The sequence below is a fragment of the Chryseobacterium sp. DZ-32 genome, assembly GCF_059587025.1.
In genome coordinates, this window is the sequence record NZ_JCAIOM010000009.1 from 198,363 (window position 1) to 222,057 (window position 23,695).

A 23,695-nucleotide genomic window follows, 5' to 3' on the forward strand; every position below is an offset into this window, starting at 1 on the left:
TCATGGGACTTCTCAAATCTATTTAGTCAACATAATCAGCTAAAAAACTAAAATAGGCAGTCTTCAATTTTATCGGAGATAAAATCCTTGCGCCTTAAAAATATACAGATTGTTGTGAAAATTTTTAGCGTCTTTGCGTTTTCCAACTCTACTACTTCTGGTTTTAATAAGATTGCTTCGCTTTGCTCGCAATGACTTTATGGTAAAAAGAAACGGAAGACCAAGCCTTCCGTTCCAAACATTATAAAATTATAGTTTACTTATTAAAATTTTCAGCAAAGAATCCCAACATCGATTTATAAAGTTCTATTCTGTTCGGCTCTTTTCCAAATCCGTGTCCTTCATCGTATTTTACAAGATAAGGAACTTCAAAACCTTTGGCACGCATTGCTTTTACAATCTGATCAGATTCATTGATGTTAACCCTTGGGTCATTAGCTCCCTGTACTACGAATAAAGGTTTCTTAATCTTATCAATCTGAAACACAGGAGATACCTCTTTAGCAATTTTAGCTTCTTCAGGGTTATCAAGATCATACCAGATCTGTTTTACCATTTCTTTGTAGGGTTTCCAATATTCCGGGAAAGAATCAAAGAAAGTAAAGATATTGGATACACCTACATAATCCACTCCACAAGCATATAAATCCGGAGTTTTGATCAATCCCATCAATGTTGCATATCCACCGTGGCTTCCTCCGTAAATGGCCACTTTATCTTTATCTATCCATCCCTGTTCAATGGCGTATTTTACTCCGTCTTCCACATCATCCATTGCTTTTCTTCCAATTTGCTTGTAACCCGCTTTCTGGAATGATTTTCCATATCCGCCGGAGATTCTGAAGTTAACCTGAAGCGTAGCATATCCACGGCTTGCAAACAACTGTGTTTCCGGATTGAATCCCCAGCTGTCCCTGATTCCCTGAGGGCCGCCGTGAGGATTTACGATCAAAGGAACTTTTTTACCTTCCAATGCCGCTTTAGGTAGGGTAATATACCCATGGATTGTCAATCCGTCTCTGCTTTTAAATTCGATAGGTCTCATTTCAGCCATGTCTTCTTCCTTCAGCTGTGGCATCAGGTTGTACAGAAGCTTGGTCTGCTTGGTTTTGGTGTCGTATTCATAATAAGTCCCATAGAGCTTATCACTTCCTACAACAACCAGAAGTTTATCATTATTATCATCAGAAGAAGCAATTCCAAATTCCTTGTCTCCAAACTGAGATTTTAATTTGTCATGTATTTCTTTATAGAATTTGCTTACCGGAACTGTTTCTCCTTTTGTGCCTTCATAGCTGATATAGTCAAGCTCATAGTTTCTGTTTTTACCCGCCGTGCTTATTGAGCTTACATCATAGACAGGATTGGAATAAACCTCTTTAATCACTGCATTCTTCTTCAGATCATACAGTACAATTCTCGCTTTATCGCTATCCAGATTGGTTACTACATACGCTTCATCTTTATTTTTAGAATTTTCATTAAACTCTATAATACTGAAGGTATCAGACCAGTCTGCAGATTTGATCAGATTGAATTTTCCGGTCTGCAGATCTTTATAATAGGTTTTTGTGGTTAATCCGTTTTCAAGGACGCTATAACCTCTCAGATTTCCGTCTTTATCAAAAAGATAATCGTCAATAGGGCTGTTGACATCTTTATTTTCATACAGCTGGGTCATTTCCCCGGTAATGAAATTGATTTTAAAAGGCTCAAAGATCTGCTTGTTGTTTTTATTCATGGTAACCACAACGAAATCAGTATCTTTTATAGGAATAATGGCCTGCACTTTTACTCCGTCAAATGGTGTTAAATCCTTTTGATTTCCTCCGTCTGTATCGGTAGCATACAGGTGGATATTTTCATTTCCGCCTCTATCTTGTGTATAGAAAAGGCGTTTTTTGTTCAGCCAGCCATAGTTTCTTATCAGATCATCTTTTTCTACAATAGCTTTGGTAATTTTTCCGGTGCCAAGATCTTTTACATAAACATGATTTTTTTTCTCCTGATCTTTTTCTTTATAGGAAAGATATTTCCCGTCCGGAGAAATTTTAAAGGCTGAAGCTTTTGGTCTTGCAAAATAATCTTCAACTTTGTATTTAAAATCTCCTTTGTCGTAGGAAATAAGTTTTTCAAGATTAGCCCTGGAAGATGGTAAAGTAGGATCTCCCGGCAGTTTGGCAGTAGAACTCTGTGCGTTGGTCATAATGGTGGATAGTACAATAAGGGCTGTACCGAAAATGTTGTGATTTAGATTCATAACTTCTGTTTTAAAGGTTAAAGTTATATAGGCATTTCATTTTTAGATTAGTAAAAACTCATGCTTTTCTATAATAAGACTCGTTACACCTATAAAATGTTACATTTTTATCTCATTTAGTTAAAAAAAATCCCGATTATAAAAAAAAACAGCCTATACAGACTGTCTTTTTTAGTGTAAATAAATTCCGAAATACCAGGTCCAGACTATTAAAATAATCTGCATGGGAATCCTTTGAGTATAAAGATACTTCATTCCCGGCCCTGTGTAATCGGCTTTAAAAATATTAATCTTATTTCTGGAAGAATTGATATTGGCTATAAAAACCAATACGTAAAAAATAATGAGTAAAATTGCTGTTATCTCACGGATGGCAGGAATCATAAGCCCGATTCCTGCCGCAATCTCCAAAACTCCTGTACAATATACCCAAAACATCCTGGCAGGGATAAAATCAGGGATCATCATCGCCATTCCTTTTTGAAATTTAAAATGGGAAAAACCTGTAAATAGGATGAAAACAACCATTCCCAGATTCCCTGAAAATATAAAATCCGGCTTTCCCTGAAACAAAAAAGTCCCCAGCAAAGCCAGAATAAATGTTGCGAAAAGTATTACGAGTAATTTCATTTATAGGTGGTAGATATTAGGTGGCAGGTAGCAGATATTAGTATTCAGGGTAAGAAACCAACTCTAAACCTTAAACATTAAACATTGAATTTCATCACACTGAACCAAGGCTCACTCCTTCCGCAAGACTTTTCACAACCATTAATCCTTTTGTAAAGCCTGTATTCATATGATCCTGCCACTGTTTTTCTACCTGAACCTCGGCGTGAAGTTTCGTTTTTCCGTCAAAGTCTATCAGAAAGTATTTTTCAAAACTCCCGTTCCACTCCATGACTTCTTTGCTTTGGGTATCTTCATGCCCATCTTTATCTACCATTCCCAGATGTTTAAACACAATATGATTGGGCTCGTCCATGCTGTCTATGGTTGAAACCATTCCTTCTCCCTGTGCATTCAGGAAATAGGTTTTTCCTCCTACTTTCCAGTCGGATTTCATAACAGATCCTGCTCCGAAATACTTAGTCCATTCACTATATGTTTCAGGATTCCATAGGATGTCCCACACTTTCTGCATAGGCGCATCAATTACTGTTTCGTATGATAAGGTTTCCATTTTTTATTTTTTTAGGGTGGTCATTGCGAGCAAAGCGAAGCAATCTCAGAGCTCGCAGATTTTTCTTTAATTCTAACTCAATTATTTACAGCTGATTTTCTGAAAGATGTTTAACGAGTGACATCGCTTTTGGAAACTTCTCTTCAAAAAATTCTTTAAATTCTGCCGGTGTCTGAATTTCTGTTTTCAGTAAAGTGCCTTCTTCATTCTCCTCAAGAAAGTAAGCCTCTGTAGCTTCACCCCAGTCCTGAGGAACTTCAATGCCTTCATAAATTTCTCCAAGGTGCAAAAATTTTATTTCCTCGTTGGGGATCATTTTTTCCACCCTGCTGTACATTCCGTTGTTTTTCGGATCAAGAAACTTGACAATATTATTTTTTTCAAGCGTTCCTTCATAAAAAGAACCTTCTGTAAATGCTGTTGTCCATTGTCTGTAGGTAATATCACCCCAAAGGACACTCCATACTTTTTCAGGTTCAGCATTGATCTCTATTTCATATGATAATTTTTCCATATATTTTTTAAGGGATTAGGTGATGGATAATAGGTTGCAGGTGACTGCGTTGGTGGGTGAGTTTGAGAGTAAGAGAGTAAGAGTGTTATTGTGACCACTTCTAGCTTCTCATTCTATCCTCCGACAAAATCACCTCCATTGATATGAATAATTTCTCCTGCAATATAACTTGCATCCTTTGAGGCAAGAAAAACATAAGCTGGTGCTACTTCAGAAGGTTGTCCCGCACGTTTCAGCAGAGTGTCTTTTCCAAAGGTGGAAAGGTCATCAAAAGCTTCTTTCACCAATGGAGTCCATATAGGTCCTGGTGCAATTCCGTTTACCAGAATTTCTTTTTCGGCAAGATTATCGGCAAGAGACCGGATAAAAGACAAAACAGCACCTTTTGTTGCCGCATAATCTATTAAGTGGTCACTTCCGCGGTACGCTGTAACAGAGGTTGTACAAATGATTCGTCCTCCTTTTGGTATCATAGGAAGAAAATTTCTGGTGAATGAAATCATGGAAATAATATTGGTATCAAACGTTTCCTGAATCTGTTCATCAGAGATTTTTTCCAGACTGCTTTTTGAAGTATGAATTCCTGCATTATTAACAAGAATATCAATATTCTTCCACTCTGTTTTAATCTTGTCTGCGCATTTGGTTCTGAATGCTTTCCGGGTAAGATCTCCTTTGATCAGAAGACATTTCTGCCCTTCTTTTTCCACCAGTCTTTTGGTTTCGTTAGCATCATCGTCACTTTCTTTATAGATAATGGCGACATCTGCTCCTTCTCTGGCAAAATGAACGGCCACCGCCTGTCCTATGCCGCTGTCTCCTCCGGAAATAACAGCTTTTTTACCCTGCAGCTTCCGGCTTCCCTGATAATCGTTCCTGATAATTTCCGGAAACACCCCGTCTTTAGGGACTTTTGACTTAGAGTCTGATTTGTTCTGTGTTTTCATATGCAAATCTTTTTTCTAAATCACATCAAACAATACGCCGAAAATATTTAAGAATTATAAGCGTCTTCCAGATCCTGAATAATAATTTTCTGCATTTTCATCATCGCCTGAACAACTTTATAGGCTTTTTCCTGGTTAGAATCATTCATCAGCTGGATGAGTCTCTTAGGAACAATCTGCCAGCTTAATCCGTATTTATCTTTCAGCCAGCCGCACATACTTTCTCTGCCACCGCCAGCAGTGAGTGTATTCCAATATTTGTCGGTTTGTTCCTGGTCATCTGTCATTACCACTAATGATATTCCTTCATTGAAGTCAAACTGGTGATCATAGGAATTATCCATACAGAATACGCTGTAATTATCGATTGTAAAATGAGCATGCTGAACATTTTCTGCCGGTTCCGGAATGTTATGTCCTTCGCTCCCTGCTCCGTAGGTCAATATATTTCCGATGCTTGAATTGGGAAAAGTTTTCGTGTAAAGTTCCATTGCTTCTTTGGCTTTTCCGTTATTTCCATGGATAAACATCAAGGTAGGAATTATTTTCTGATCGCTTGCTTTTTCTCCCAGAAACAACTGCCATGTTACGCCATATTTATCCTGAACCCATCCGTATTTCGGGCTCCATGAGTAAGATCCCAGTTCCATCAAAGCTATTCCGCCATCCAGTAACTGATCCCAGTATTTTTGAACTTCATCTTCTGTTTCACAGATTACCATAAAAGAGATGGAAGCATTTTTTTGAATTGAGGGCCTCCATTCAGAAGCATAATTCTCTGTCCAAACAAATCAATATTCATGACAACAGGAGTATCTGCAGTGATTTCGCCTCCGAAAACCTTACAATAAAATTCGGCTGACTGCTTGGCGTCTCCATCATACCAGAGACATGGGAAAATATCGTTATTCATAATTTTAATTTTTAAAAAGGGTGATGTATTTTTAACTTTCTATACAGCAAAAACAGATCTTATGCCTTTGCTTTTAAACGATACCAATCCGTTTTACTGCAATGACACTGCAAAATTTTTCAGTTGTATATATATTATGCTTCTTTAAAGCAGACCTGATTTTCTTTCATGTAATTCTTCAGTTTCATCATCGCATTTTTACCGAAACCATGCAGCTGCATGATTTCTTTTTCGGAATAATCTGAAAGTTTTTCCAAAGAATTTATTTTTTCCTTTTCTAAGGCTTTTCTTGCCGGTATTGCAATAACTCCGTGAAGGAATTGCTCTGCAGAGTCATAATTAAAAGCATACATAGAGTTTAAACTCTTTGACATGATAACTAGATTGATCATGGCTACAAAAAAATATTATTAATGATTCTCAACATATTTGTGGAAGTTGTTGAGAATAGCATACCAGCCATCCCGCTGCATTTCCACAGAATTTTGTTTTTCCGGATCGAAAATTTCAATCACTTTTGTTGTATTCTCATCTATTTTATCGAAAACAACTTCCACTTTTCGTCCGTCCTCCAGGTGATACTTAATGACCTCATGAGGAATAATTTCATCATATACGCCTTCAAAATCAAACCCGAAGCTTTTGTCTTTTGCTTCCATTCTGTTTTTGAATTTGCCTCCTACTATAAGGTTATTTTCAGAACTAGGACAGTGCCAGGTTTCATGGGCGAAATTCCATTTCGTAATGTGCTTGGGTTCATTGAAATAATTCCAAACCTTCTCCACCGGTGCTAAAATTGTGATGTCTATTTTAATTGGATCCATAGTTCTATATTTTTAAAAGTTTAAATAAAGAGCTGCCCAAAAATGAGCATCTCTTTATTATCATTAGTTAAATATAAGATTATTTTGCAGATTCTTCATTATAGTTCACCATCCAATGAACACCATACTTATCCTGAAAACATCCGAAGTAGTCTCCCCAGAACTGATCTTCAATTGGCATTTCCACGTTTCCGCCATCAGAAAGTTCTTTAAAAATCCTGTCTGCTTCGCTTTTTGAATCAGGGAAAATAGACACATAATTATTATTTCCTACGGTAAGAGTCTGCCCGAATGCCGGTACAATATCGGATGCCATTAACAGGTCTCCGCCTACAGGCAAAGCAATGTGCATTACCCTGTTTTTTTCTTCTTCTGACAAGTTTTCGGTACCGGGAGCATTGCCCATTTTATGAATTCCACCAACGAATTCACCACCGAAAACACTTTTGTAAAAATTGAACGCTTCTTCAGCTGTTCCATCAAAATTCAGATACGGATTTAATTTAGCCATGATTTTTAATTTTAAAGTTATTATTATAAAATATTGTTTCTACTGTTGATCCATTAAGGATTAATTAATTTACTATGAATAAAAAAACGCTTAATGGTTTAAAAATTTTTCTACTTCTCTGACGGTAAATTCTATTAAGTTGGTATCAATACTTCCATCAAAATCCGGCATCATATAAGTACCATGAGTTGCGGGAAGTATCAGTAACCGGGAGCCTTTCACCAACCGCCACATTTCGGCAGTATGTTCCGGCTTCATCACATCCTGATCACCACTGATAAATAATGCAGGTGATTTGATCGACCTCAGCACTTCATCATTCCAGTCCTGAAAAGTCTGCATCCTTGTACAATCTTTCTCAAAAAGGTTTTCAAGCTTTGAGAAATCAGGATTGAGGCTTAAAAAATTAATTTTAAAAGGTTCCGGCATTGAGTCAAAAGTTGCTTCCTGCATTCCTTCAAAAAAACCGTCTATCATTCCACTTCTTTTGTAGAAAGCTGAGGCAACAACCAGTTTTTCAACAATGCCCGGATGGCGGTGCCCAATCTGCATTACCGTGCTTCCTCCATTACTGAATCCCCAGAATGAAGCTTTTTCAATGTTGAGTTCTGCCAATAGTCCTGCGACATCGTCTGCATCCTGCTCAAAGGTTTCCGGAATATCGCGGTGCTCACTTCTGCCATGATTTTGTAAATCGATTCCTATCAGTTGGAATTTACCTTCAAGCCTTGCGATGACTTCTTTAAAATCATAAAGAATAGAAGAACCTCCGCCATGAATTAAAACCACAGGCTTTCCTGATCCGTAAATCTCATAGTATAATTGGATTCCGTTGACTTTTTTATAGCCTTTTTCTACTGGATTCATTATTAATATTTAAGATTTTCGTCCACATCATATTTCATTCCCGGATAATCCAAAATTCTGCGCATGAGACCTATCTGCCCGCAGAGGTAGTCTTCACGGCCGATACACATTCCGACAAAATTGAGTTTTGTTTCTTTAATGAAAGGGATGTTCATTCCTATTTCAAATATTTCATCCAGCTCTTCATCGGTTACTTCATGAAGTTTTTGAAAGACTTTAGCTGAAATTGTATGAAAGTTTTCTTTCAGTTCAGCCAAGGTTGGATATTTTAAACTTTCATTCAATGCTTTTCCCTGGAAAAACAAATCATTGTAAGGGTCTTCTCCCTGAAGTCCAAGTACTGAACCTAATCCGTAGCGCATGTTGACAAAGTTTCCTGCCATCCATACGATATGATTGGTTTTATTTTCAATTCTTTTCAATGCGTCTTCTTCCGAAATGCCGTCCAAAACGTTCATAAAGCTTTGGGAATGCATTCTGTAAGCCGGAATAACGAGCTCCATTTTTTTTGATTTTGGTGTGTTCATTTTTAATCAGAGATTAGAAGTTAGAAATTAGAGGTTAGTAGGTTGGAGAAACGTAAAGGCGCTAAGAGTTTTACAAACTATGCTTTTTTAAGTCGCAAGGATTTTGTCTGCGATAAAATTATACTCATCTGAAAAGGTAATACTCATATTTCAGCGATGCACCTGTCATTCCGAGCGAAGTAAGGAGTCTAAAAATAGCATGCTATTTTATAGCACCCGGTTTTCCTAAAATTCTGCGGAGATAACCCAGCTGCCCACTGTGATAGATTTCATGAAGGCTTAGGGTTGATATATCTTTAATCATTTCAGGTTTAAAACTATCAAGCGTGCTGAGCTTTGCTTCCAGCTTATCCTGGGATTGTTTAAGATAGGATTTTAAATCTTCAAAACTAATCAATTTATCTTGATGATCTAAAGCAATTTCACCCCTGTTATAGAAAGAAAATTTTTCACTATCCCAGACAGATTCTTCTCCTAAAATATTCAGTAAGGGATTTCTGATGTAAATTAAATGTCCAAGGATCCAGTTCATACAATTGGCTTCACCATTGGGAAAAATCATAGATTCTTCGTGGGTAATACCATCGATATTCATCGTAATCACAAAATAATTACTGGTTATCTGATTTTTTATGATTTCTATATCGTTTGATTGTGTTTCCATATGATATATTTTGTGGTGTTATGGATTATTCTGCAGGGATCTGAGAGGCATCACCATGCATTACTTCCCACTGATGGCCGTTGATATCAGCAAAACTGCTTTGATACATCCATCCGTAATCTACAGGCTCACTGTATTTTGAACCTCCGTTTTCGATCGCTGTTTTTACCATACCGTCTACTTCTTCCCGGCTGTTTACCCCGATGGCCAGAAGTACCTGTGTTGTATCTCCTTTAGCAAAAGGTCTGTTGGTAAAGGTTTGAAAGAACTCTTCTTTGAGAAACATGGTGTAGATATGATTTTCTTTCATGACTACACATATGGCCTTATCATCTGAAAACTGTTCATTGATAGAAAAGCCAAGCTTCGTCCAGAATTCTCTGGTTTTTTGAACATCTTTTACGGGTAAATTGACGTAAATATCTGTAATATTCATTTTGTAAATTTTAGTGGTGATTGTTATCCAAAATTATCAGGATTTGGTAAGAATGTGCTTGCCATAGGGCAAGATTTATTTTTTATTTGGATTAATTTATTCAGCAGGCATTTGAGACATATCTGCAAAAGTAATATTCCAGCCATGCCCATCCGGGTCCCAGAAGGAGTTCTGATACATCCATCCGTAATCCTGAGGTTCTTCATGCTGCCGTGCGCCGTTCTCTACAGCAGTGTTTACTATTTTATCTACTTCTTCACGGCTGTTCAAACCTACCGCTACAAGAACCTGACTGGTATTTTCTTTGGCAACAGGTTTATTGGTGAAGGTCATAAAATAATCTTCCTGGAGAAACATCACATAGATAGTATCATTCAAAACAACGCAGGTTGCTTTATCATCAGAGAATTGTTCATTGATAGAAAAACCTACCTTAGTCCAGAATTCTTTGGTTTTCTGTACATCTTTTACCGGAAGGTTCACATAAATTTGATTGACTTTCATTTTTGTAATTTTAGTGTTAAATTGTAATCCAAAATTACCGAGGTGCAATGAAAATCTACTTGTCATAGGGCAAGATTTAATTTTTCTTAGGGTGGGAAACGATTTCTTTACGGATACGACTGAGAGAAGTGTCTGTAACTCCAAGATAGGAAGCAATTTGTTTCAAGGGCGCCAATTGTATGACTTTAGATTTCTGCTCCAGCAGATTCAGGTATCTTCTGGTCGCAGAAAGGGTAAACATTTCTACAGATCTTTGTTTGTAGGCAAAAAGTTCCTGAGACATCCACGATCTTCCCCATTCCCTGAGGTTGGGGATTTTATGGAACAACTCCTGGAAGGTATCATAATCCAGCCTCCAGCACTCGCAGTCTGTAATACAAACGATATTTTCCTGAGACGGAACCCGCTGAAACATTGACAACACCTCAATGATGACTTCATTTTCTACAAAAAAGTGGGTAGTTACTTCATTTCCATTGAAATCATTAACATAGGAACGCGCCAATCCGCTTTCAAGAATATAATATTCATTGGCCGTTTTTCCTTCCTCAAGAATGAAGTCACCTTTCTGGAAAGATCTTTTTTCATGAGCCTGGAATATTTCAGCAAGCTCTTCGGGGAAAAAGAAAGGGAAATCATAGCAGGTTTCTAAGGCTTTATTGGTCATTGGTGTCAATTTTTTTTAAGTCTTTAAAAGTAAAATTTTTAATTGAATTAAAAGCAAGAAACATTAAACAAAGCATTGAATATTTTCATAAAAAGCACATACCCTATTGAAATTAAATACCTTTCAAAGCTTTTTGTTTTTAAACAGTTATTTGAAACATACTATCTCTGACCACCCCGTCAAAAATTCTTTGAATTTTCGCCACCCCTCCGGAGGATGGGAATGACTATTGGCCGATGATAGTAATCATAAGCTTTTTAAAAGAAATAGAAAATCTAAAACAGTGAGAGCTGTATTGGCTTGGGAGGATTATCGGGTTTCTGGGCATCGCCAAATACGGTTTTTCCGCCAAAGCGCCAGGAATTCTGTCTTTCATCTTCAATCACCTGCTGAATATCAAAATCCGGAGTGAAATCTTTTTCTGCTTTTGTTATGATCTCATGAAGTTTATTTAAAGAATTCAGCTTATCAGAATTTCCAAGTTTGGATTTTTCAATCCCTTTTCTCAGGATGCTGATACTTTCATCATACGTATTGATCGGCACCGGGAAAGGGTGTCCGTCTTTACCGCCATGAGCAAAGGAAAACCTTGCCGGGTCTGCAAATCTTGACGGCGCTCCGTGAATCACTTCACTGACCAGAGCCAAAGACTGCATGGTTCTTGGCCCTACTCCTTCCAGCATCAGCAGATCTTCAAAATTCTGTGGCTGCTGTTCTCTGGTAACATATAAAAGTGCTCCCAGTCTTTTCAAATCAACATCAGAAGCCTGAACATCATGGTGGGCAGGAAGAATCAGTCTTGCAAAATCTTTCATCACTTCCGCAGAATCGGTGTGGGAAATATCCAGAATTCCTTTCCTGTTCTCTGAAGCTTCAGTATCGGTAAGGTTAAGAATTCTTCCTCTTGAAATCCCATTGATTCCTGTGTGCGGCTGTTCTACAAAAGAGGTAATGTTTTCCGAGTGCCAGTGATAACGTCTTGCTGTTCCGTCAAATTCATGCATTCCCTGCTGAATGACGCTCCAGTTTCCATTGTCTGAAAGAATGAAATTGTGAAGATACAACTGATAGCCATCCTGAATGGCTGTATTATCTACTTTTGCAGAAAGCTTGCTGGCTCTTACCAGTTCTGTTCCGTCCAATCCGGTTTTATCTGCAATTTTAATTAACTCTGATGGAGTTTCGCGGGAAAACTTCCCTTTTCCGCCACAGATATAAAGTCCCAGCGATTGAGAATTTGGGTTAACAGAACGTTTTAAAGCTCCCATAACGGAAGTGGTAATCCCTGAAGAATGCCAGTCCATTCCCATCACGGCTCCAAAGCTCTGGAACCAGAATGGATCTGCCAAACGACGTAAGACCTCGTCTTTACCGTAATCCATGAGAATGACTTCAATAATGGAAAGCCCCAGAACAGACATGCGTTCATACAGCCATGGCGGTACTTTGCCATAGTGAAGAGGTAAATCTGCTGTTCCTGATCGTTTCATCCTATTATCAAACTGTAAAGGTAAGTTTTATTCATCTTATTATTTAATGATCCGGATCATTAATAATGTTTAATTACGGTAAAACATACGGATCCATAAAACCGTTTTTATTGGTGAGACAGTATATTAATCAGCTTATCAAATGGATCTATAACGAAAAATCTTCGTACTCCCCATTCTTCATGGGTAAGTTCATAAGTGATTTCAAAGCCTGCCTTTTTCATTTTATCATAGATTTCATCCACATTATCCACTTCGATGGACAGGTCGGGAACTTCTGTATTATTTCCTCCCTGTTCAGCAAAGCTGATCTGAGCTTTGGCTTCTTCCTCATTACCCAATGTTTTAATCCAGCCATGATCCATCAAAACCTCCAGTCCCAGAATATCCTGATAAAACCGGCTGGCTTTGGAAATAGTATTCGTTTTAATATTGACTACGATTCTTTTTACCATGTTCAAATTTTTTAATTAAAAAAGCCTTGCAAAATCATATTCACAAGGCTTTTCTACAAAAATTATTTTATTATTTCAATGCTGCAAGAGCGGCATCGTAATTAGGTTCATTAGCAATTTCCGGAACCTGCTCAGTATATACTACTTTATTGTTTTCGTCAGTAACGATCACGGCACGGCTCAGTAATCCTTTCATAGGAGAATCTGCGATGGTCACTTCATAATCGTCCCCAAAGCTGCTTCTGAAGTCTGAAAGTGTTTCTACATTATTCAATCCTTCTGCCGCGCAGAATCTTCCTAATGCAAATGGAAGGTCTTTAGAAACATTGATGATCACCGTATTATCAAGCTTTGAAGCTTCCTCATTGAATTTTCTGGAAGAAGCGGCACAGGTAGGGGTATCAATGCTTGGGAAAATATTGAATACTTTTTTCTTTCCGTCAAAATTTTGAAGTGTTTTTACATTTAATCCTGAATCTACCAATGCAAAGTCTTTTACAGTGGTTCCTACTGATGGTAATGCTCCTATTGTGTGTACTTCGTTTCCTTTTAAAGTGATTGTCGTTGACATAATATTTATTTTTTTATTTTTTCAAATGTAATCAAAAAAGAAAATTTTTCCGGTTTTATTATGGTTAAATTAATCTTAAAGTGAAAATAAAAAATATCTTATTGATAATCAGTTTTATCAGACATAATTATTATGTAGCTGCAGACTTACAAAAGCCTGATTGTAAGGACAAAAAGTTCAGCCTCTGAACATTATAAAATTATTTCTAAAATAAATGTACCCGGAAGGTGAACATAAATTAAGCAGATATCAATATAAAGACTCAAAAGCCTCTTTTTTTTATGGAAATATCTTAAATAAAACAATGATATTTACTAAATTTGTGGGACTTAAAATTTCAAATAAAAAATAACAGTATAATGTCAGAAAAATCAAAAATCTATTACACACTTACTGATGAAGCTCCAATGCTGGCTACTCACTCGTTTTTACCTATCGTAAAAGCTTTTACAAAATCAGCAGATATCGAAATCGCAGTACCGGACATTTCTTTGGCAGGAAGAATTTTAGCCAACTTTCCTGAGTTTTTGAAAGACGACCAAAAGATCGGTGATGCTTTGGCAGAACTTGGAGAATTGGCAACAAAACCTGAAGCCAACATCATTAAGTTACCGAACATTTCTGCTTCTGTACCTCAATTGGATGCAGCGATTGCGGAATTACAAGGTAAAGGTTTCGCAGTTCCAAACTATCCTGCAGAACCTAAAAATGACGAAGAAAAAGCGATCAAAGCTAAATATGCCAAGGTATTAGGAAGTGCTGTAAACCCTGTATTAAGAGAAGGAAACTCTGACAGACGTGCTCCAAAAGCTGTTAAAAACTATGCAAAAGCTAATCCTCACAGAATGGGTGATTGGGCATCTGACAGCAAAACTGATGTGGCTCACATGAACAATGGTGATTTCTATGGTACAGAAACTTCTACAACTTTAGAAAACGCTACAAAATACAGAATCGTATTTAAAGGAAATGACGGTTCTGAATATGTTTTAAAAGACTACGCAGGTCTTCAGGCTGGTGAAGTAATTGATTCTTCTGTTATGAACTTAAAGGCATTGAAAGCATTCGTTCAGGAAGCAATCGAAGAAGCTAAAAACAGAAATGTACTTCTTTCTGCTCACCTTAAAGCAACGATGATGAAAATCTCTGACCCAATCATTTTCGGGGCTATCGTTGAGACTTTCTTCAAAGAAGTATTTACAAAATATGCTGAGACTTTCAAGTCTTTAGATATCAATCCAAATAACGGTCTTGCTGATCTTTTCGAAAAAATCAAAGGAAATGCTCAGGAAGCTGACATCAAAGCTGATATTGAAAAAGCTCTTGCTGAAGGACCTAGAGTGGCTATGGTAAACTCTGATAAAGGAATTACCAACTTCCACGTACCTTCAGATATCATTGTTGACGCTTCTATGGCTGCTCTTGTAAGAGGCGGAGGTAAAATGTGGAACAAAGACGGAAATGAAGAAGATACCGTTTGTATCATTCCGGATCGTTCTTATGCAGGTTTCTACCAGTCTGTGATTGACGATATGAAAGCGCACGGAAAATTGGACCCTACCACAATGGGATCTGTTCCAAACGTAGGTTTAATGGCTCAGAAAGCTGAAGAATATGGTTCTCACGATAAAACTTTCCAATTGTCAGCTGACGGAACTGTAGAAGTTCAGGATGAAGCTGGAAACGTTCTTCTTTCTCAGAAAGTAGAAAAAGATGATATCTTCAGAATGTGTCAGACTAAAGATGCTCCTATCCAGGACTGGGTAAAATTAGCGGTAAACAGATCAAGATTATCTGATACTCCTGCTATCTTCTGGTTAGACAAAGGAAGAGCTCACGACAGAGAAATCATCAAAAAAGTAGAAAAATATCTTGCTGATCACGATACAACAGGTCTTGACATCAGAATCCTTGATGTAAAAGATGCTATGACTGAAACGTTGAAGAGAGCAAGAGAAGGTAAAGATACAATCTCAGTTTCCGGAAACGTATTGAGAGATTATTTAACTGACCTTTTCCCAATCCTTGAGCTTGGTACTTCTGCAAAAATGCTTTCTATCGTTCCATTGATGAATGGTGGTGGTTTATTTGAAACTGGTGCCGGAGGTTCTGCTCCAAAACATATTGAGCAGTTCCTGGAAGAAGGATACCTAAGATGGGATTCTCTGGGTGAATTCTTAGCACTTCAGGCTTCTTTAGAGCATCTTGCACAAACTCAAGGGAATACAAAATCTCAGGTTTTAGCTGATGCATTGGATGAAGCTAACGCTAAATTCTTAGCTACAGATAAATCTCCTGCAAGAAAAGTAGGTCAGATAGACAACAGAGGTTCTCACTTCTATTTAGCAATGTATTGGGCTGAAGCGTTGGCGAACCAGACTGCTGATGCTGAACTGGCTGCTCAGTTTGCTCCTGTTGCTCAGGCAATGCAGGAAAATGAAGAAGTAATCAATGCTGAATTAATTGGTGCTCAGGGTAAACCTCAAAACATTGAAGGTTACTACAAAGCTGATACATATAAAACATATGCAGCCATGAGACCTAGCACTGTTTTAAATGAAATTATTGACGGAATCTAAAATTTATGAAAAAAACTATAACCCTATTATTTGCTTATTTATCAATATTTTCATGCAGCAGTTCAAACGATGATATTACGGAGGTGGTCACAGTAACACCTCCTGTTATTGAAAATAAGATCAATTTAACTTCAACTTACAGTGGTACCACTGAAACGGTAAGTTTAAAATGGACACTCAGCGGAGATGCCACTTATAATCATTATAAAATTGTAAGAAGTGATTCTCAAAATGGGATACAATCCGAAATTGGTAATAGCTATCCGAATCAGTTTACATTTACTTCAGCCGTACCATTTAACCCTTATGTAGAATATCAGGTTATTGGTATTAAGGCTAATGGTGAAGAGGTTAAAAGTAACATTATAAAAATTGAAAGACCTGAGATCAAATTGGTTAATCTTAAAACTTTTGATGCCCAATTTGATAAAAACTCCGGAAAGCTATACCTATTAGATACGGATGGGAAAATTGCTATTTATGATGTAAATACAAACTCTGTTACCCATCAGATCAGCACAAATGCAACTTTAGGCTACTCTGATATTGGAACCTATAATGGAAGTGTAGAACTATATGTTCCCAGAAATGATGGTTGGGTAGATATTTATGATGGAAATGACCTGACATTGAAAGCTCAGGTGAGTTTCGGAATGCCGCTCATCAGTACTGTTTATCATAACGGTATACTTTACGGTTCTTCAAATAGTAATAGCAGTTCCAGTGTGATTAAATCAGCAAGCAGAGCTACAAAAGCTATAATTTCTCAATCACCTCAGCTTTATTATAATAGTGGAAGGATGAGAAAAGCTGTAGGGACTTCTGTGCAATTATATACCATAACACAGAATATTTCACCTGTAGATATGGATCTTTATAATTTTGATCTTAATGGTAATTACATAAGTCATCAGGACGATACTTATCATGGAGATCACCCACTTAATTACAGGATATTTGAAGCATTTCCTGATGGAAGAATCATTACGGCAAGTTCAGGTTCTGTCTATAATTCGCAAATGATTTATCAGAATGATCTGCCTTCCGGAAATTCCAAGCTTTCAAGTTTTGATTTTGATGGTAACAGTATTATTGCAGGAACCACAAGTAAGACCATTGAGCTTTACAACATCAATTCTTACACAAAAACCAAGACAATCAATACAAAGAGATATCCTTATAAAGTGTTCAGCTACAATAATAAGGTAGTCTGTGTAAGTTCAGTTACTCAACTCAACGTTCAGTCTTATGATTATTCGGGAATAATTCCTGACAATATAATGATCGAAATTTTTGACAAATAATTATAAACCTCTCCTTTGTGAGAGGTTTTTTATTGGCATTATTTCCTATCTTCCACAATTACTCTTCTATGCTCCCTGCCCCAGTTGATCATTTCCTGAATGATATTTCCAAAGGTTCGGCAGTATTCTGTGGGTTCATATTCTATTAAAACAGGAGTTTCGGGATAAACGGTGCGTTTTAGCAGTTTATTCAGTTCCATATCTTTCAGTTCTTTAGAAAGCATTCTGGTGGTAATTCCGGGAATACTCCTTTCAATTTCCCTGAAGCGTCTGTTCCCGTTACACAGTGAATTGATGACAGGAATCCGCCATTTGCCTCCGATAAAATAAAGGGTATCCTGTAATGCTCTGAGTTCTTCGTTCTGGTCTCTTTCCATAATTGCAAAGTTAAGTGATATCACGAATGATACTGGTATACTCTGTGATACTGGTTACAAAAGTATACCATTTTGAAATAACTTTGTCAAAAAATTTTACAATGAAAAAATTCAGTAACAAACTGGCTATCGTAACAGGAGGAAACAGCGGGATCGGATTCGCTGCAGCAAAAGAACTTATTTCAGAAGGAGCAACCGTGATCATTACCGGAAGGCGAAAAGAAGCTGTAGAAAAAGCAGCCCGCGAACTTGGTGCCATTCCGTTTATCTCAGATCAGGCTAACCTTAACGATATTGATCTTTTAAAAGAAAATATTGAGAAACAATTCGGGAAAATAGACATCCTTTTTATCAATGCAGGAATTACAGGTACGTTGACTCCGATTGAAGATATGGATACCGAAAATTTTGATCAGGTCATGAACATCAATTTCAGGGGAGCTTACTTTACATTAAGCAAATTCATTCCATTATTAAACGATGGTGCTTCTGTCATCTTTTTATCTTCTATTGTGGCTTCTACCTATAAACCCAACAGTTCCGCTTATCAGGCAAGCAAGGCAGCATTGAACTCCATTGCAAAAACAGCCGCCGCAGAATTAGCTCCAAGAAAAATCAGAGTGAATATGATAAGTCCGGGTCCGATAAAAACAGAAATCATGAGTAAAGCAGGCCTGGATGAAGAAACTTTGAAAAATATCCAAAACCATCTCATAGAACAGATTCCAATGAAGAAAATGGGAACCGCTGAAGAGATTGCCAAACTGGTTACTTATTTAGCCGACAACGATTCTTCCGGGTATGTCACCGGAACTGAAATTGTGATAGATGGTGGTATTACTTTATAAACAACAGATTTAATCAAATCCCGGTAATTGTGTTACCGGGATTTTTCTTGTAGATTTTCGGGGTTAAAAATTCCGGATTCGCCTTTTGATTTGTCCAGCTCGGACAGTTTTCCGTTTCACAGCATGTACTACCCGCCTACTTTTGATCCAGAAAAATAAAACAATACTCATTATGGATACCGTAAAGAAAAAAAGAAATCCCATTGCCATCGTATTTCTGGCTATACTAGGTGTTTTCGGAGGGTTGCAGCTATTCAGTAAACCTTTGGAAGGAAAACCGGTTACAGGAAAAATTGAAGCCCCAAAGGAAGTGATCAGTATTCTTGAAAACTCATGTTTCAGCTGTCATTCCAATCAGCAGAATTTAAGCTGGTATGATAAACTTGCTCCTGTTTCCTGGGCTGTGAACAAAGATATCAAAAGAGCCAGAGAAGTCCTGAACTTCTCAGAATGGGAAAAGTTATCTCCTGCAGAACATCAGGGAAAAATGTACGCTATTCTCAATATGATGCAAAGTGGTAAAATGCCTCTCCATGAGTACACCCTTCTGCATCCCTCAGCCAGGATTACAGCAAAAGATATTGAAACGATCAAAAAATATACAATTTCCTTATCCTCAGCAGGCCCATCTGCTCAAAAAAAGATTGAGCCCCCTCAAGTCTCATCCACTGTACCTGTTCCGGCATCAACCAATTTCCCGGTTTCTCCCAACGGTGTTCGATATACCGATGATTTTAAAAACTGGAAAGTAATCAGTATGAGTACGCTGTTTGATAACTCTATCCGTGTAATTTATGGAAATGATATTGCGGTAAAGGCTGTGGAAACTGAGAACTTTCATCCGTGGCCGGACGGAAGTGTGGTAGTAAAATCCGTATGGAAACAAGAAGAGCTTCCGGATGGAGAAATCAGACCCGGAAAGTTTATCAATGCGCAGTTTATGGTAAAAGATCCCAGACAATATAAAGATACAGAGGGTTGGGGATTTGCAAAATTTTCCGGAGATGATCTTCATCCGACAGGAAAAACGGCGTCCTTCGCCAAAGAATCCTGCATTGCCTGCCACAGACAACTCGCTGAAAAAACAGGATATCTGTTTGATGTTCCCATGAAAGTAAACACTCAAAGACTCATTCAAAATTTACAGAAAAAATGAAAAATACAATCCTGATCTTATTGGTAAGCCTTGTTTCTCTTACCGCCTGCAGCAAAGAAAATAGTAATACGAATAATGGCCTTTCAAGGGTTGTTTTTGACCCGGGAAATCTCCAATTCATCTCCAATTCTTTAAACCCTAAGAAGAAAACGATGTCGGCATTGTACGGAAATGAAAAAGCACTGGAATCTTTGTCAAAGAAAATCCAGACCCCTGAAGCAGGTGCTGTGATGAAACTGGTTACGTGGAAATACCATGATAATCCTCAGTATATTGGAGGAACCATCACCGGAGAACTGGTAAGTATCGAAACTGTTCAGGCAGACAGTGCCGGAAATGTCTCTTATGATCTTAAAAATGATCAGACTGAGAATACTTTCTCAGACACAAAAGAAAGAATACAGTATTTCATGAGCTACCGTCCTGTAGCGAGGCCATAATAAAATTTCCGTTTCACTATTTATCATAATATTTCCAATAAAAACATTAATTTAACCTTTTCAAATCAGCAGATTTCATGCAACAGCAAAAAATAAAAATCTCACCGGCCATTATCTGGATAAGCTCCATTTTCCTGGGAGTTCTATCTTCTGTACCCCAGCTGGCGTCTCATGAGTTCAACTGGAAAGAGGCCGCGGTAAACTCGGCCATTACAGCAGCATTTTCCGTCATCATGTGGTATATCAATATCTATATGCTGAACCGTACAGGAAAACGCAGACAGCATATCTCTTATTCCAGATTGATGGTGGTACTGGCTTTCGGGATGGTGATTATGTTTGGACTGGCATGGATTCAGCAGCTGATTCTGTCTCATATCAATTTTGGTCCTGTAATGCTGATGGTGGAAGTAAGGGGAATTCTGATTAACCTGGTTTGCTATATGTTTCTTACGCTGCTTCAGAACAACTATACAGGGCAGCAGATACAGCTTGAACTGGAAAAGGTAAAGAGTGATAATCTGGGTGCTCAGTATGAATTATTAAAGCAGCAGATCAATCCGCATTTTCTTTTCAACAGTTTGAATACGTTAAAATTAATGGCAGAGACTCATGACGAAGAAACCGTTGATTTTATTGTCAAGCTTTCTGATTTTTACCGTTTTACGCTGGAAAGCCGTAAGCTGGATCTGATCAGCGTTCAGGAAGAAATGAAAATCGTGGATTCTTATCTTTTTCTTCAGAAAGCCCGTTTTGGAGAAGGGATTAAGTTTACCAACGAGTTAGGAAAAGAAACCGCTCAAACGCTTATTCCTCCTTTTACCCTTCAGCTATTGGTAGAGAACTGCATCAAACATAATATTGTTTCTCAAAGCAAACCTCTGCACATTACAATTTATACCGCTGACGATAATATCGTGATCGAAAATCCTATACAGCGAAAAGTAACCCCTGAAGATTCTTTGGGAGTTGGACTGGACAATATTAAAATGCGCTACAAACATTTATTGGAAAAGGATATTACCATTCATTCAGGCGAAAAAACATTTCAGATAAAACTACCATTAATCCATGAATATAATCATTATTGAAGATGAATTCAGGGCGGCAAAATCCCTGCAGAATTTAATTTCAGACTTAAAACCTGAATCAAAGATACTAGGTGTTTACGACAGTATTGAAACAAGTATTGAAGGCTTAAAGGAAATCAAACCTGATCTTATTTTTATGGATATCCATCTTTCGGACGGACTCTCCTTTGAAATTTTCAAATCAGTGGAGATTACCTGCCCTGTGGTTTTCTGTACTGCCTTTGATCAGTATATGCTGGATGCTTTTAAAAGTAAAGGAGTTGATTATGTTTTGAAACCATTTTCCAGGGAAGATATTGCCGAAGCCCTGCGAAAAGTTGATGAACTGAAAAAATTCTTCCAGAAAAATGAACTTCCGGACCTGGAGTCTCTGATACAGAAAATCAGCCAGCCTGCTACTGCAGGTAAGAGTAGTTTTCTGGTTTTTAAAAATCAGAAATACACCACCATTCCTACCGAAGACATTGCTTATTTTTATATTCATAATGAGATCACCCATCTGGTTACATTCACAAAGGAACAGTTTCCTCTTACCCAGCCTTTAGGACAAGTGGCGGAACAGGTTTCCGACAAACAATTCTTCAGAGTCAACAGGCAATATCTCGTTAATTTTAAAGCGATTAAGGAGATGGAACATTATTTTCAGCGTAAAATACTGGTAAAACTCACTATTGAAACCCCTGAAAAACTTTTGATTAACAAAGAAAAGACCCATAGTTTTTTTACTTGGCTGGAGGATAGATAAAGCAGTAAGGAAGATGGAGGATGGATGCTGGAAGTACTTGAAGACAAAGTCTTATTTAAATAAATTATAGCCCTGATTGAGATGATCAGGGCTTTCTTTTGTTAATTTTTTAAGCTTCCTGGCTTATATTAAAAATAAACCTGTATTCCATTTCGTGCTCTGAAACTTCCAGCCTCCCACTTCCAGCTTCCATCCTAAAACCCTTCCCCTCACAATTTCCGGATTCACCTCTCAATTTGTCCGGTTGAACCTGTTTTGTATTCTTTTGCCTTTATCAAGTATCTACTTTTGAATCAAATTAAAAGACATGATACTAAAAAACTTAATTACAGTAAGCGCTTTTACCGCGGTATTATTTGCAGCCTCAGCATTTATTCATCAAAATAAAGATCAGAAGACAGCACAGCATTCCACTTCAGAAAATAATGGTTTCGCTGTTCTGGAACTCTTTACTTCAGAAGGCTGTTCAAGCTGTCCTCCTGCAGATGAACTGATGGGAAAAATTGAAAAGGAATACAAAGATGAGCCTGTTTACCTCCTCTCCTACCATGTTGACTACTGGAACCGTCTCGGATGGAAGGACCGGTTCAGTACGGCTGAAAATTCCCAGCGGCAACAGCAGTACAGCCGCCTGCTGAATTCCCAGGTTTATACTCCACAGCTGGTAGTCAACGGAAAAACAGAATTTGTAGGCTCTGATGAAAACAATATCAAAAATGCCATCCGAAAAGCTCTGATTACTTCTAAAAAAACACCTGTAGAATTATCTGCCGCCATTTCTCAGCATAAAATTGATGTTCAGTATAAAACACCTTCCGCAGATCCTCAGAATATGCTGCTCATTAATCTGGTTGAAAAACATTCTTCCACAGAGGTAGGGAAAGGCGAAAATGAAGGACGCCATCTGCATCACTGGCAGATTGTCTACAAGCAAAACCTCATCTCATTAAATAAACAGCAGGAAGGAACAACAAAATTTAAACTTCCGGAAGGATTTTCTCCGGAAAACTGGGAAGTCATCGCTTTTATTCAGAATAGGAGAACGGGAGAAATCTCAGGATCAGCAAAAACAGCTTTTAAATAAAATACTATACAATTTAATTATCACTAAAAATTACAACAATGAAAACAAAAACTACAAAAATTATCTATTGGTCAGGTGCTATTTTTATGTCATTATGGTTTGGAGCCAGCGGTTTCTTTGAACTGACAAAAAATCCGGTTGTATGGGATATTACGCGACAGCTTGGATATCCGCCTCATTTTATTTATATATTAGGTATTTTTAAAATCTCCGGAGTTATGGTTCTTTTGCTTCCCAATAAATTATTGAGACTAAAAGAATGGGTGTTTGCAGGAATGTTCTTTGATATTCTGTTTGCTTTCTTTTCAAAAATTGCGGTACTGGGTTTTCCGTCTACGGTAGATGCAATTGTTGCCTTTTCTGTGTTAACGGCAACTTACATCATGTTCAGAAAGCTGTATTCTCCTGAGGTGGTATTTGGAGAGGCTTAATGATAAAACTCTAATTTTTTCTTATGTTTGAAACAGATCCTTCCATTGCTTGGGAGGATCTGTTGTTTATATATGATCAATAAATTTTGGTTAAAACCGAATAAATAAATGTTGATTATGAAAGCGGACTAAAGTCCGCTGCTATGGATGATTTATATGTGGGATTGATTATGCTGTTTAGTTAACCACCCCGTCAAAAATTCTTTGAATTTTTGCCACCCCCTCCGGAGGCTAATCTTGTAGGAGTTTTCAAATAAGCTTAAATTTGTTTTGTGAAAGATTTTGAAATAATCAAGGGTTTACGTCC

The 23,695-nt window shown here is 37.6% G+C and carries 29 protein-coding genes; 9 read left to right on the plus strand and 20 right to left on the minus strand.

The genetic code is table 11. From position 1 onward, the window contains the following. Window positions 1–256 precede the first annotated feature (256 nt). The 19 genes from AC59HC_RS12335 to tpx all read right to left on the minus strand — a co-directional run bounded on the left by AC59HC_RS12335 (window position 257) and on the right by tpx (window position 13,333). On the minus strand, window positions 257–2,260 hold the full coding sequence (locus tag AC59HC_RS12335) for a S9 family peptidase (RefSeq protein ID WP_496558683.1): 2,004 nt from the start codon (window positions 2,258–2,260) through the stop codon (window positions 257–259). Window positions 2,261–2,431: 171 nt separating this feature from the next. Further along, window positions 2,432–2,890, minus strand: coding sequence for a DoxX family protein (locus tag AC59HC_RS12340; protein WP_496558684.1), 459 nt, complete (start codon window positions 2,888–2,890; stop codon window positions 2,432–2,434). A gap of 94 nt (window positions 2,891–2,984) precedes the next feature. Continuing rightward, complete coding sequence (locus AC59HC_RS12345) at window positions 2,985–3,443, minus strand: SRPBCC family protein (RefSeq protein ID WP_343638812.1); 459 nt, start codon at window positions 3,441–3,443, stop codon at window positions 2,985–2,987. A gap of 85 nt (window positions 3,444–3,528) precedes the next feature. Then, window positions 3,529–3,957, minus strand: a complete 429-nt coding sequence (locus tag AC59HC_RS12350) for an SRPBCC domain-containing protein (RefSeq protein WP_343638814.1) — start codon at window positions 3,955–3,957, stop codon at window positions 3,529–3,531. Window positions 3,958–4,070: 113 nt separating this feature from the next. Then, window positions 4,071–4,904, minus strand: coding sequence for an SDR family oxidoreductase (locus AC59HC_RS12355; protein WP_202838592.1), 834 nt, complete (start codon window positions 4,902–4,904; stop codon window positions 4,071–4,073). A 47-nt stretch (window positions 4,905–4,951) separates the two neighbouring features. After that, window positions 4,952–5,626 (minus strand): VOC family protein, encoded by a 675-nt coding sequence (locus AC59HC_RS12360; protein ID WP_496558685.1) that lies wholly within the window; start codon window positions 5,624–5,626, stop codon window positions 4,952–4,954. Beyond that, complete coding sequence (locus AC59HC_RS12365) at window positions 5,620–5,817, minus strand: VOC family protein (protein ID WP_496558686.1); 198 nt, start codon at window positions 5,815–5,817, stop codon at window positions 5,620–5,622. Before AC59HC_RS12365 ends, AC59HC_RS12360 begins: the two co-directional genes overlap by 7 nt. Before the next feature lie 134 nt (window positions 5,818–5,951). Next, the gene (locus AC59HC_RS12370; RefSeq protein ID WP_228432187.1) at window positions 5,952–6,191 is read right to left on the minus strand and encodes a helix-hairpin-helix domain-containing protein; all 240 of its coding nucleotides are present in this window, start codon (window positions 6,189–6,191) and stop codon (window positions 5,952–5,954) included. Window positions 6,192–6,227: 36 nt separating this feature from the next. Then, window positions 6,228–6,641 carry an SRPBCC family protein gene (locus tag AC59HC_RS12375; RefSeq protein ID WP_343638820.1) on the minus strand — a complete coding sequence of 138 codons (414 nt, stop codon included), beginning with the start codon at window positions 6,639–6,641 and terminating at the stop codon, window positions 6,228–6,230. Between the two features lie 79 nt (window positions 6,642–6,720). Then, the gene (locus AC59HC_RS12380; RefSeq protein WP_062675266.1) at window positions 6,721–7,152 is read right to left on the minus strand and encodes a VOC family protein; all 432 of its coding nucleotides are present in this window, start codon (window positions 7,150–7,152) and stop codon (window positions 6,721–6,723) included. Between the two features lie 90 nt (window positions 7,153–7,242). Further along, a complete protein-coding gene (locus tag AC59HC_RS12385; protein WP_496558687.1) occupies window positions 7,243–8,019 on the minus strand; it encodes an alpha/beta fold hydrolase in 777 nt (258 codons plus the stop codon). A gap of 2 nt (window positions 8,020–8,021) precedes the next feature. Further along, complete coding sequence (locus AC59HC_RS12390; RefSeq protein WP_343638825.1) at window positions 8,022–8,522, minus strand: DinB family protein; 501 nt, start codon at window positions 8,520–8,522, stop codon at window positions 8,022–8,024. A gap of 226 nt (window positions 8,523–8,748) precedes the next feature. Next, the gene (locus tag AC59HC_RS12395) at window positions 8,749–9,210 is read right to left on the minus strand and encodes a DinB family protein (protein ID WP_343638828.1); all 462 of its coding nucleotides are present in this window, start codon (window positions 9,208–9,210) and stop codon (window positions 8,749–8,751) included. Between the two features lie 25 nt (window positions 9,211–9,235). After that, window positions 9,236–9,646 (minus strand): VOC family protein, encoded by a 411-nt coding sequence (locus tag AC59HC_RS12400; RefSeq protein ID WP_202838589.1) that lies wholly within the window; start codon window positions 9,644–9,646, stop codon window positions 9,236–9,238. A 96-nt stretch (window positions 9,647–9,742) separates the two neighbouring features. After that, window positions 9,743–10,150 carry a VOC family protein gene (locus tag AC59HC_RS12405; protein ID WP_202838588.1) on the minus strand — a complete coding sequence of 136 codons (408 nt, stop codon included), beginning with the start codon at window positions 10,148–10,150 and terminating at the stop codon, window positions 9,743–9,745. Between the two features lie 76 nt (window positions 10,151–10,226). Beyond that, entirely contained in the window at window positions 10,227–10,817 is a 591-nt protein-coding gene (locus AC59HC_RS12410; RefSeq protein WP_343638834.1) for a Crp/Fnr family transcriptional regulator, read from the minus strand. Between the two features lie 275 nt (window positions 10,818–11,092). Further along, window positions 11,093–12,307: a DUF763 domain-containing protein gene (locus AC59HC_RS12415; protein WP_496558688.1), complete on the minus strand. Its 1,215-nt coding sequence runs from the start codon at window positions 12,305–12,307 to the stop codon at window positions 11,093–11,095. Window positions 12,308–12,414: 107 nt separating this feature from the next. Then, a complete protein-coding gene (locus tag AC59HC_RS12420) occupies window positions 12,415–12,762 on the minus strand; it encodes a VOC family protein (RefSeq protein ID WP_496558689.1) in 348 nt (115 codons plus the stop codon). Window positions 12,763–12,832: 70 nt separating this feature from the next. Then, on the minus strand, window positions 12,833–13,333 hold the full coding sequence (gene tpx, locus AC59HC_RS12425) for a thiol peroxidase (protein ID WP_062675275.1): 501 nt from the start codon (window positions 13,331–13,333) through the stop codon (window positions 12,833–12,835). 359 nt (window positions 13,334–13,692) lie between these two features. Between tpx and AC59HC_RS12430 the strand changes: the two genes are divergently transcribed. Both AC59HC_RS12430 and AC59HC_RS12435 read left to right on the plus strand, forming a co-directional pair. Beyond that, complete coding sequence (locus tag AC59HC_RS12430) at window positions 13,693–15,912, plus strand: NADP-dependent isocitrate dehydrogenase (RefSeq protein ID WP_496558690.1); 2,220 nt, start codon at window positions 13,693–13,695, stop codon at window positions 15,910–15,912. Between the two features lie 5 nt (window positions 15,913–15,917). Further along, the gene (locus AC59HC_RS12435; RefSeq protein ID WP_202838582.1) at window positions 15,918–17,216 is read left to right on the plus strand and encodes a hypothetical protein; all 1,299 of its coding nucleotides are present in this window, start codon (window positions 15,918–15,920) and stop codon (window positions 17,214–17,216) included. Window positions 17,217–17,254: 38 nt separating this feature from the next. Here the strand turns inward: AC59HC_RS12435 and AC59HC_RS12440 are convergent, their stop codons facing one another. Continuing rightward, complete coding sequence (locus tag AC59HC_RS12440) at window positions 17,255–17,593, minus strand: winged helix-turn-helix transcriptional regulator (RefSeq protein ID WP_114821030.1); 339 nt, start codon at window positions 17,591–17,593, stop codon at window positions 17,255–17,257. A gap of 101 nt (window positions 17,594–17,694) precedes the next feature. On the opposite strand from AC59HC_RS12440, the gene AC59HC_RS12445 reads away from it, so the two are divergent. The 7 genes from AC59HC_RS12445 to AC59HC_RS12475 all read left to right on the plus strand — a co-directional run bounded on the left by AC59HC_RS12445 (window position 17,695) and on the right by AC59HC_RS12475 (window position 23,388). Then, window positions 17,695–18,441 carry an SDR family oxidoreductase gene (locus AC59HC_RS12445; RefSeq protein WP_238349570.1) on the plus strand — a complete coding sequence of 249 codons (747 nt, stop codon included), beginning with the start codon at window positions 17,695–17,697 and terminating at the stop codon, window positions 18,439–18,441. A gap of 172 nt (window positions 18,442–18,613) precedes the next feature. Next, window positions 18,614–19,597, plus strand: a complete 984-nt coding sequence (locus tag AC59HC_RS12450) for a heme-binding domain-containing protein (protein ID WP_496558691.1) — start codon at window positions 18,614–18,616, stop codon at window positions 19,595–19,597. Beyond that, window positions 19,594–20,037 (plus strand): hypothetical protein, encoded by a 444-nt coding sequence (locus AC59HC_RS12455; RefSeq protein ID WP_496558692.1) that lies wholly within the window; start codon window positions 19,594–19,596, stop codon window positions 20,035–20,037. Before AC59HC_RS12450 ends, AC59HC_RS12455 begins: the two co-directional genes overlap by 4 nt. 77 nt (window positions 20,038–20,114) lie before the next feature. Beyond that, complete coding sequence (locus AC59HC_RS12460; protein WP_496558693.1) at window positions 20,115–21,128, plus strand: sensor histidine kinase; 1,014 nt, start codon at window positions 20,115–20,117, stop codon at window positions 21,126–21,128. Then, window positions 21,109–21,873, plus strand: coding sequence for a LytR/AlgR family response regulator transcription factor (locus AC59HC_RS12465; protein WP_202838577.1), 765 nt, complete (start codon window positions 21,109–21,111; stop codon window positions 21,871–21,873). The genes AC59HC_RS12460 and AC59HC_RS12465 overlap by 20 nt, the downstream gene beginning before the upstream one ends. A gap of 307 nt (window positions 21,874–22,180) precedes the next feature. Further along, window positions 22,181–22,957 (plus strand): DUF1223 domain-containing protein, encoded by a 777-nt coding sequence (locus AC59HC_RS12470; RefSeq protein WP_496558694.1) that lies wholly within the window; start codon window positions 22,181–22,183, stop codon window positions 22,955–22,957. Between the two features lie 38 nt (window positions 22,958–22,995). Continuing rightward, a complete protein-coding gene (locus AC59HC_RS12475) occupies window positions 22,996–23,388 on the plus strand; it encodes a DoxX family protein (protein WP_202838575.1) in 393 nt (130 codons plus the stop codon). Window positions 23,389–23,695: the final 307 nt, after the last annotated feature.

Bases quoted from the DNA above. Each gene is read 5' to 3' on its own strand.
- AC59HC_RS12355 (WP_202838592.1), bottom strand. From the start codon at position 4,904: ATGAAAACACAGAACAAATCAGACTCTAAGTCAAAAGTCCCTAAAGAC.
- AC59HC_RS12410 (WP_343638834.1), bottom strand. From the start codon at position 10,817: ATGACCAATAAAGCCTTAGAAACCTGCTATGATTTCCCTTTCTTTTTC.
- AC59HC_RS12350 (WP_343638814.1), bottom strand. From the start codon at position 3,957: ATGGAAAAATTATCATATGAAATAGAGATCAATGCTGAACCTGAAAAA.
- AC59HC_RS12475 (WP_202838575.1), top strand. From the start codon at position 22,996: ATGAAAACAAAAACTACAAAAATTATCTATTGGTCAGGTGCTATTTTT.
- AC59HC_RS12385 (WP_496558687.1), bottom strand. From the start codon at position 8,019: ATGAATCCAGTAGAAAAAGGCTATAAAAAAGTCAACGGAATCCAATTA.
- AC59HC_RS12445 (WP_238349570.1), top strand. From the start codon at position 17,695: ATGAAAAAATTCAGTAACAAACTGGCTATCGTAACAGGAGGAAACAGC.
- AC59HC_RS12470 (WP_496558694.1), top strand. From the start codon at position 22,181: ATGATACTAAAAAACTTAATTACAGTAAGCGCTTTTACCGCGGTATTA.
- AC59HC_RS12405 (WP_202838588.1), bottom strand. From the start codon at position 10,150: ATGAAAGTCAATCAAATTTATGTGAACCTTCCGGTAAAAGATGTACAG.
- AC59HC_RS12400 (WP_202838589.1), bottom strand. From the start codon at position 9,646: ATGAATATTACAGATATTTACGTCAATTTACCCGTAAAAGATGTTCAA.
- AC59HC_RS12375 (WP_343638820.1), bottom strand. From the start codon at position 6,641: ATGGATCCAATTAAAATAGACATCACAATTTTAGCACCGGTGGAGAAG.
- AC59HC_RS12345 (WP_343638812.1), bottom strand. From the start codon at position 3,443: ATGGAAACCTTATCATACGAAACAGTAATTGATGCGCCTATGCAGAAA.
- AC59HC_RS12435 (WP_202838582.1), top strand. From the start codon at position 15,918: ATGAAAAAAACTATAACCCTATTATTTGCTTATTTATCAATATTTTCA.
- AC59HC_RS12455 (WP_496558692.1), top strand. From the start codon at position 19,594: ATGAAAAATACAATCCTGATCTTATTGGTAAGCCTTGTTTCTCTTACC.
- AC59HC_RS12450 (WP_496558691.1), top strand. From the start codon at position 18,614: ATGGATACCGTAAAGAAAAAAAGAAATCCCATTGCCATCGTATTTCTG.
- AC59HC_RS12465 (WP_202838577.1), top strand. From the start codon at position 21,109: ATGAATATAATCATTATTGAAGATGAATTCAGGGCGGCAAAATCCCTG.
- AC59HC_RS12380 (WP_062675266.1), bottom strand. From the start codon at position 7,152: ATGGCTAAATTAAATCCGTATCTGAATTTTGATGGAACAGCTGAAGAA.
- tpx (WP_062675275.1), bottom strand. From the start codon at position 13,333: ATGTCAACGACAATCACTTTAAAAGGAAACGAAGTACACACAATAGGA.
- AC59HC_RS12370 (WP_228432187.1), bottom strand. From the start codon at position 6,191: ATGTCAAAGAGTTTAAACTCTATGTATGCTTTTAATTATGACTCTGCA.
- AC59HC_RS12360 (WP_496558685.1), bottom strand. From the start codon at position 5,626: ATGGTAATCTGTGAAACAGAAGATGAAGTTCAAAAATACTGGGATCAG.
- AC59HC_RS12460 (WP_496558693.1), top strand. From the start codon at position 20,115: ATGCAACAGCAAAAAATAAAAATCTCACCGGCCATTATCTGGATAAGC.
- AC59HC_RS12335 (WP_496558683.1), bottom strand. From the start codon at position 2,260: ATGAATCTAAATCACAACATTTTCGGTACAGCCCTTATTGTACTATCC.
- AC59HC_RS12365 (WP_496558686.1), bottom strand. From the start codon at position 5,817: ATGAATAACGATATTTTCCCATGTCTCTGGTATGATGGAGACGCCAAG.
- AC59HC_RS12340 (WP_496558684.1), bottom strand. From the start codon at position 2,890: ATGAAATTACTCGTAATACTTTTCGCAACATTTATTCTGGCTTTGCTG.
- AC59HC_RS12390 (WP_343638825.1), bottom strand. From the start codon at position 8,522: ATGGAGCTCGTTATTCCGGCTTACAGAATGCATTCCCAAAGCTTTATG.
- AC59HC_RS12395 (WP_343638828.1), bottom strand. From the start codon at position 9,210: ATGGAAACACAATCAAACGATATAGAAATCATAAAAAATCAGATAACC.
- AC59HC_RS12420 (WP_496558689.1), bottom strand. From the start codon at position 12,762: ATGGTAAAAAGAATCGTAGTCAATATTAAAACGAATACTATTTCCAAA.
- AC59HC_RS12415 (WP_496558688.1), bottom strand. From the start codon at position 12,307: ATGAAACGATCAGGAACAGCAGATTTACCTCTTCACTATGGCAAAGTA.
- AC59HC_RS12430 (WP_496558690.1), top strand. From the start codon at position 13,693: ATGTCAGAAAAATCAAAAATCTATTACACACTTACTGATGAAGCTCCA.
- AC59HC_RS12440 (WP_114821030.1), bottom strand. From the start codon at position 17,593: ATGGAAAGAGACCAGAACGAAGAACTCAGAGCATTACAGGATACCCTT.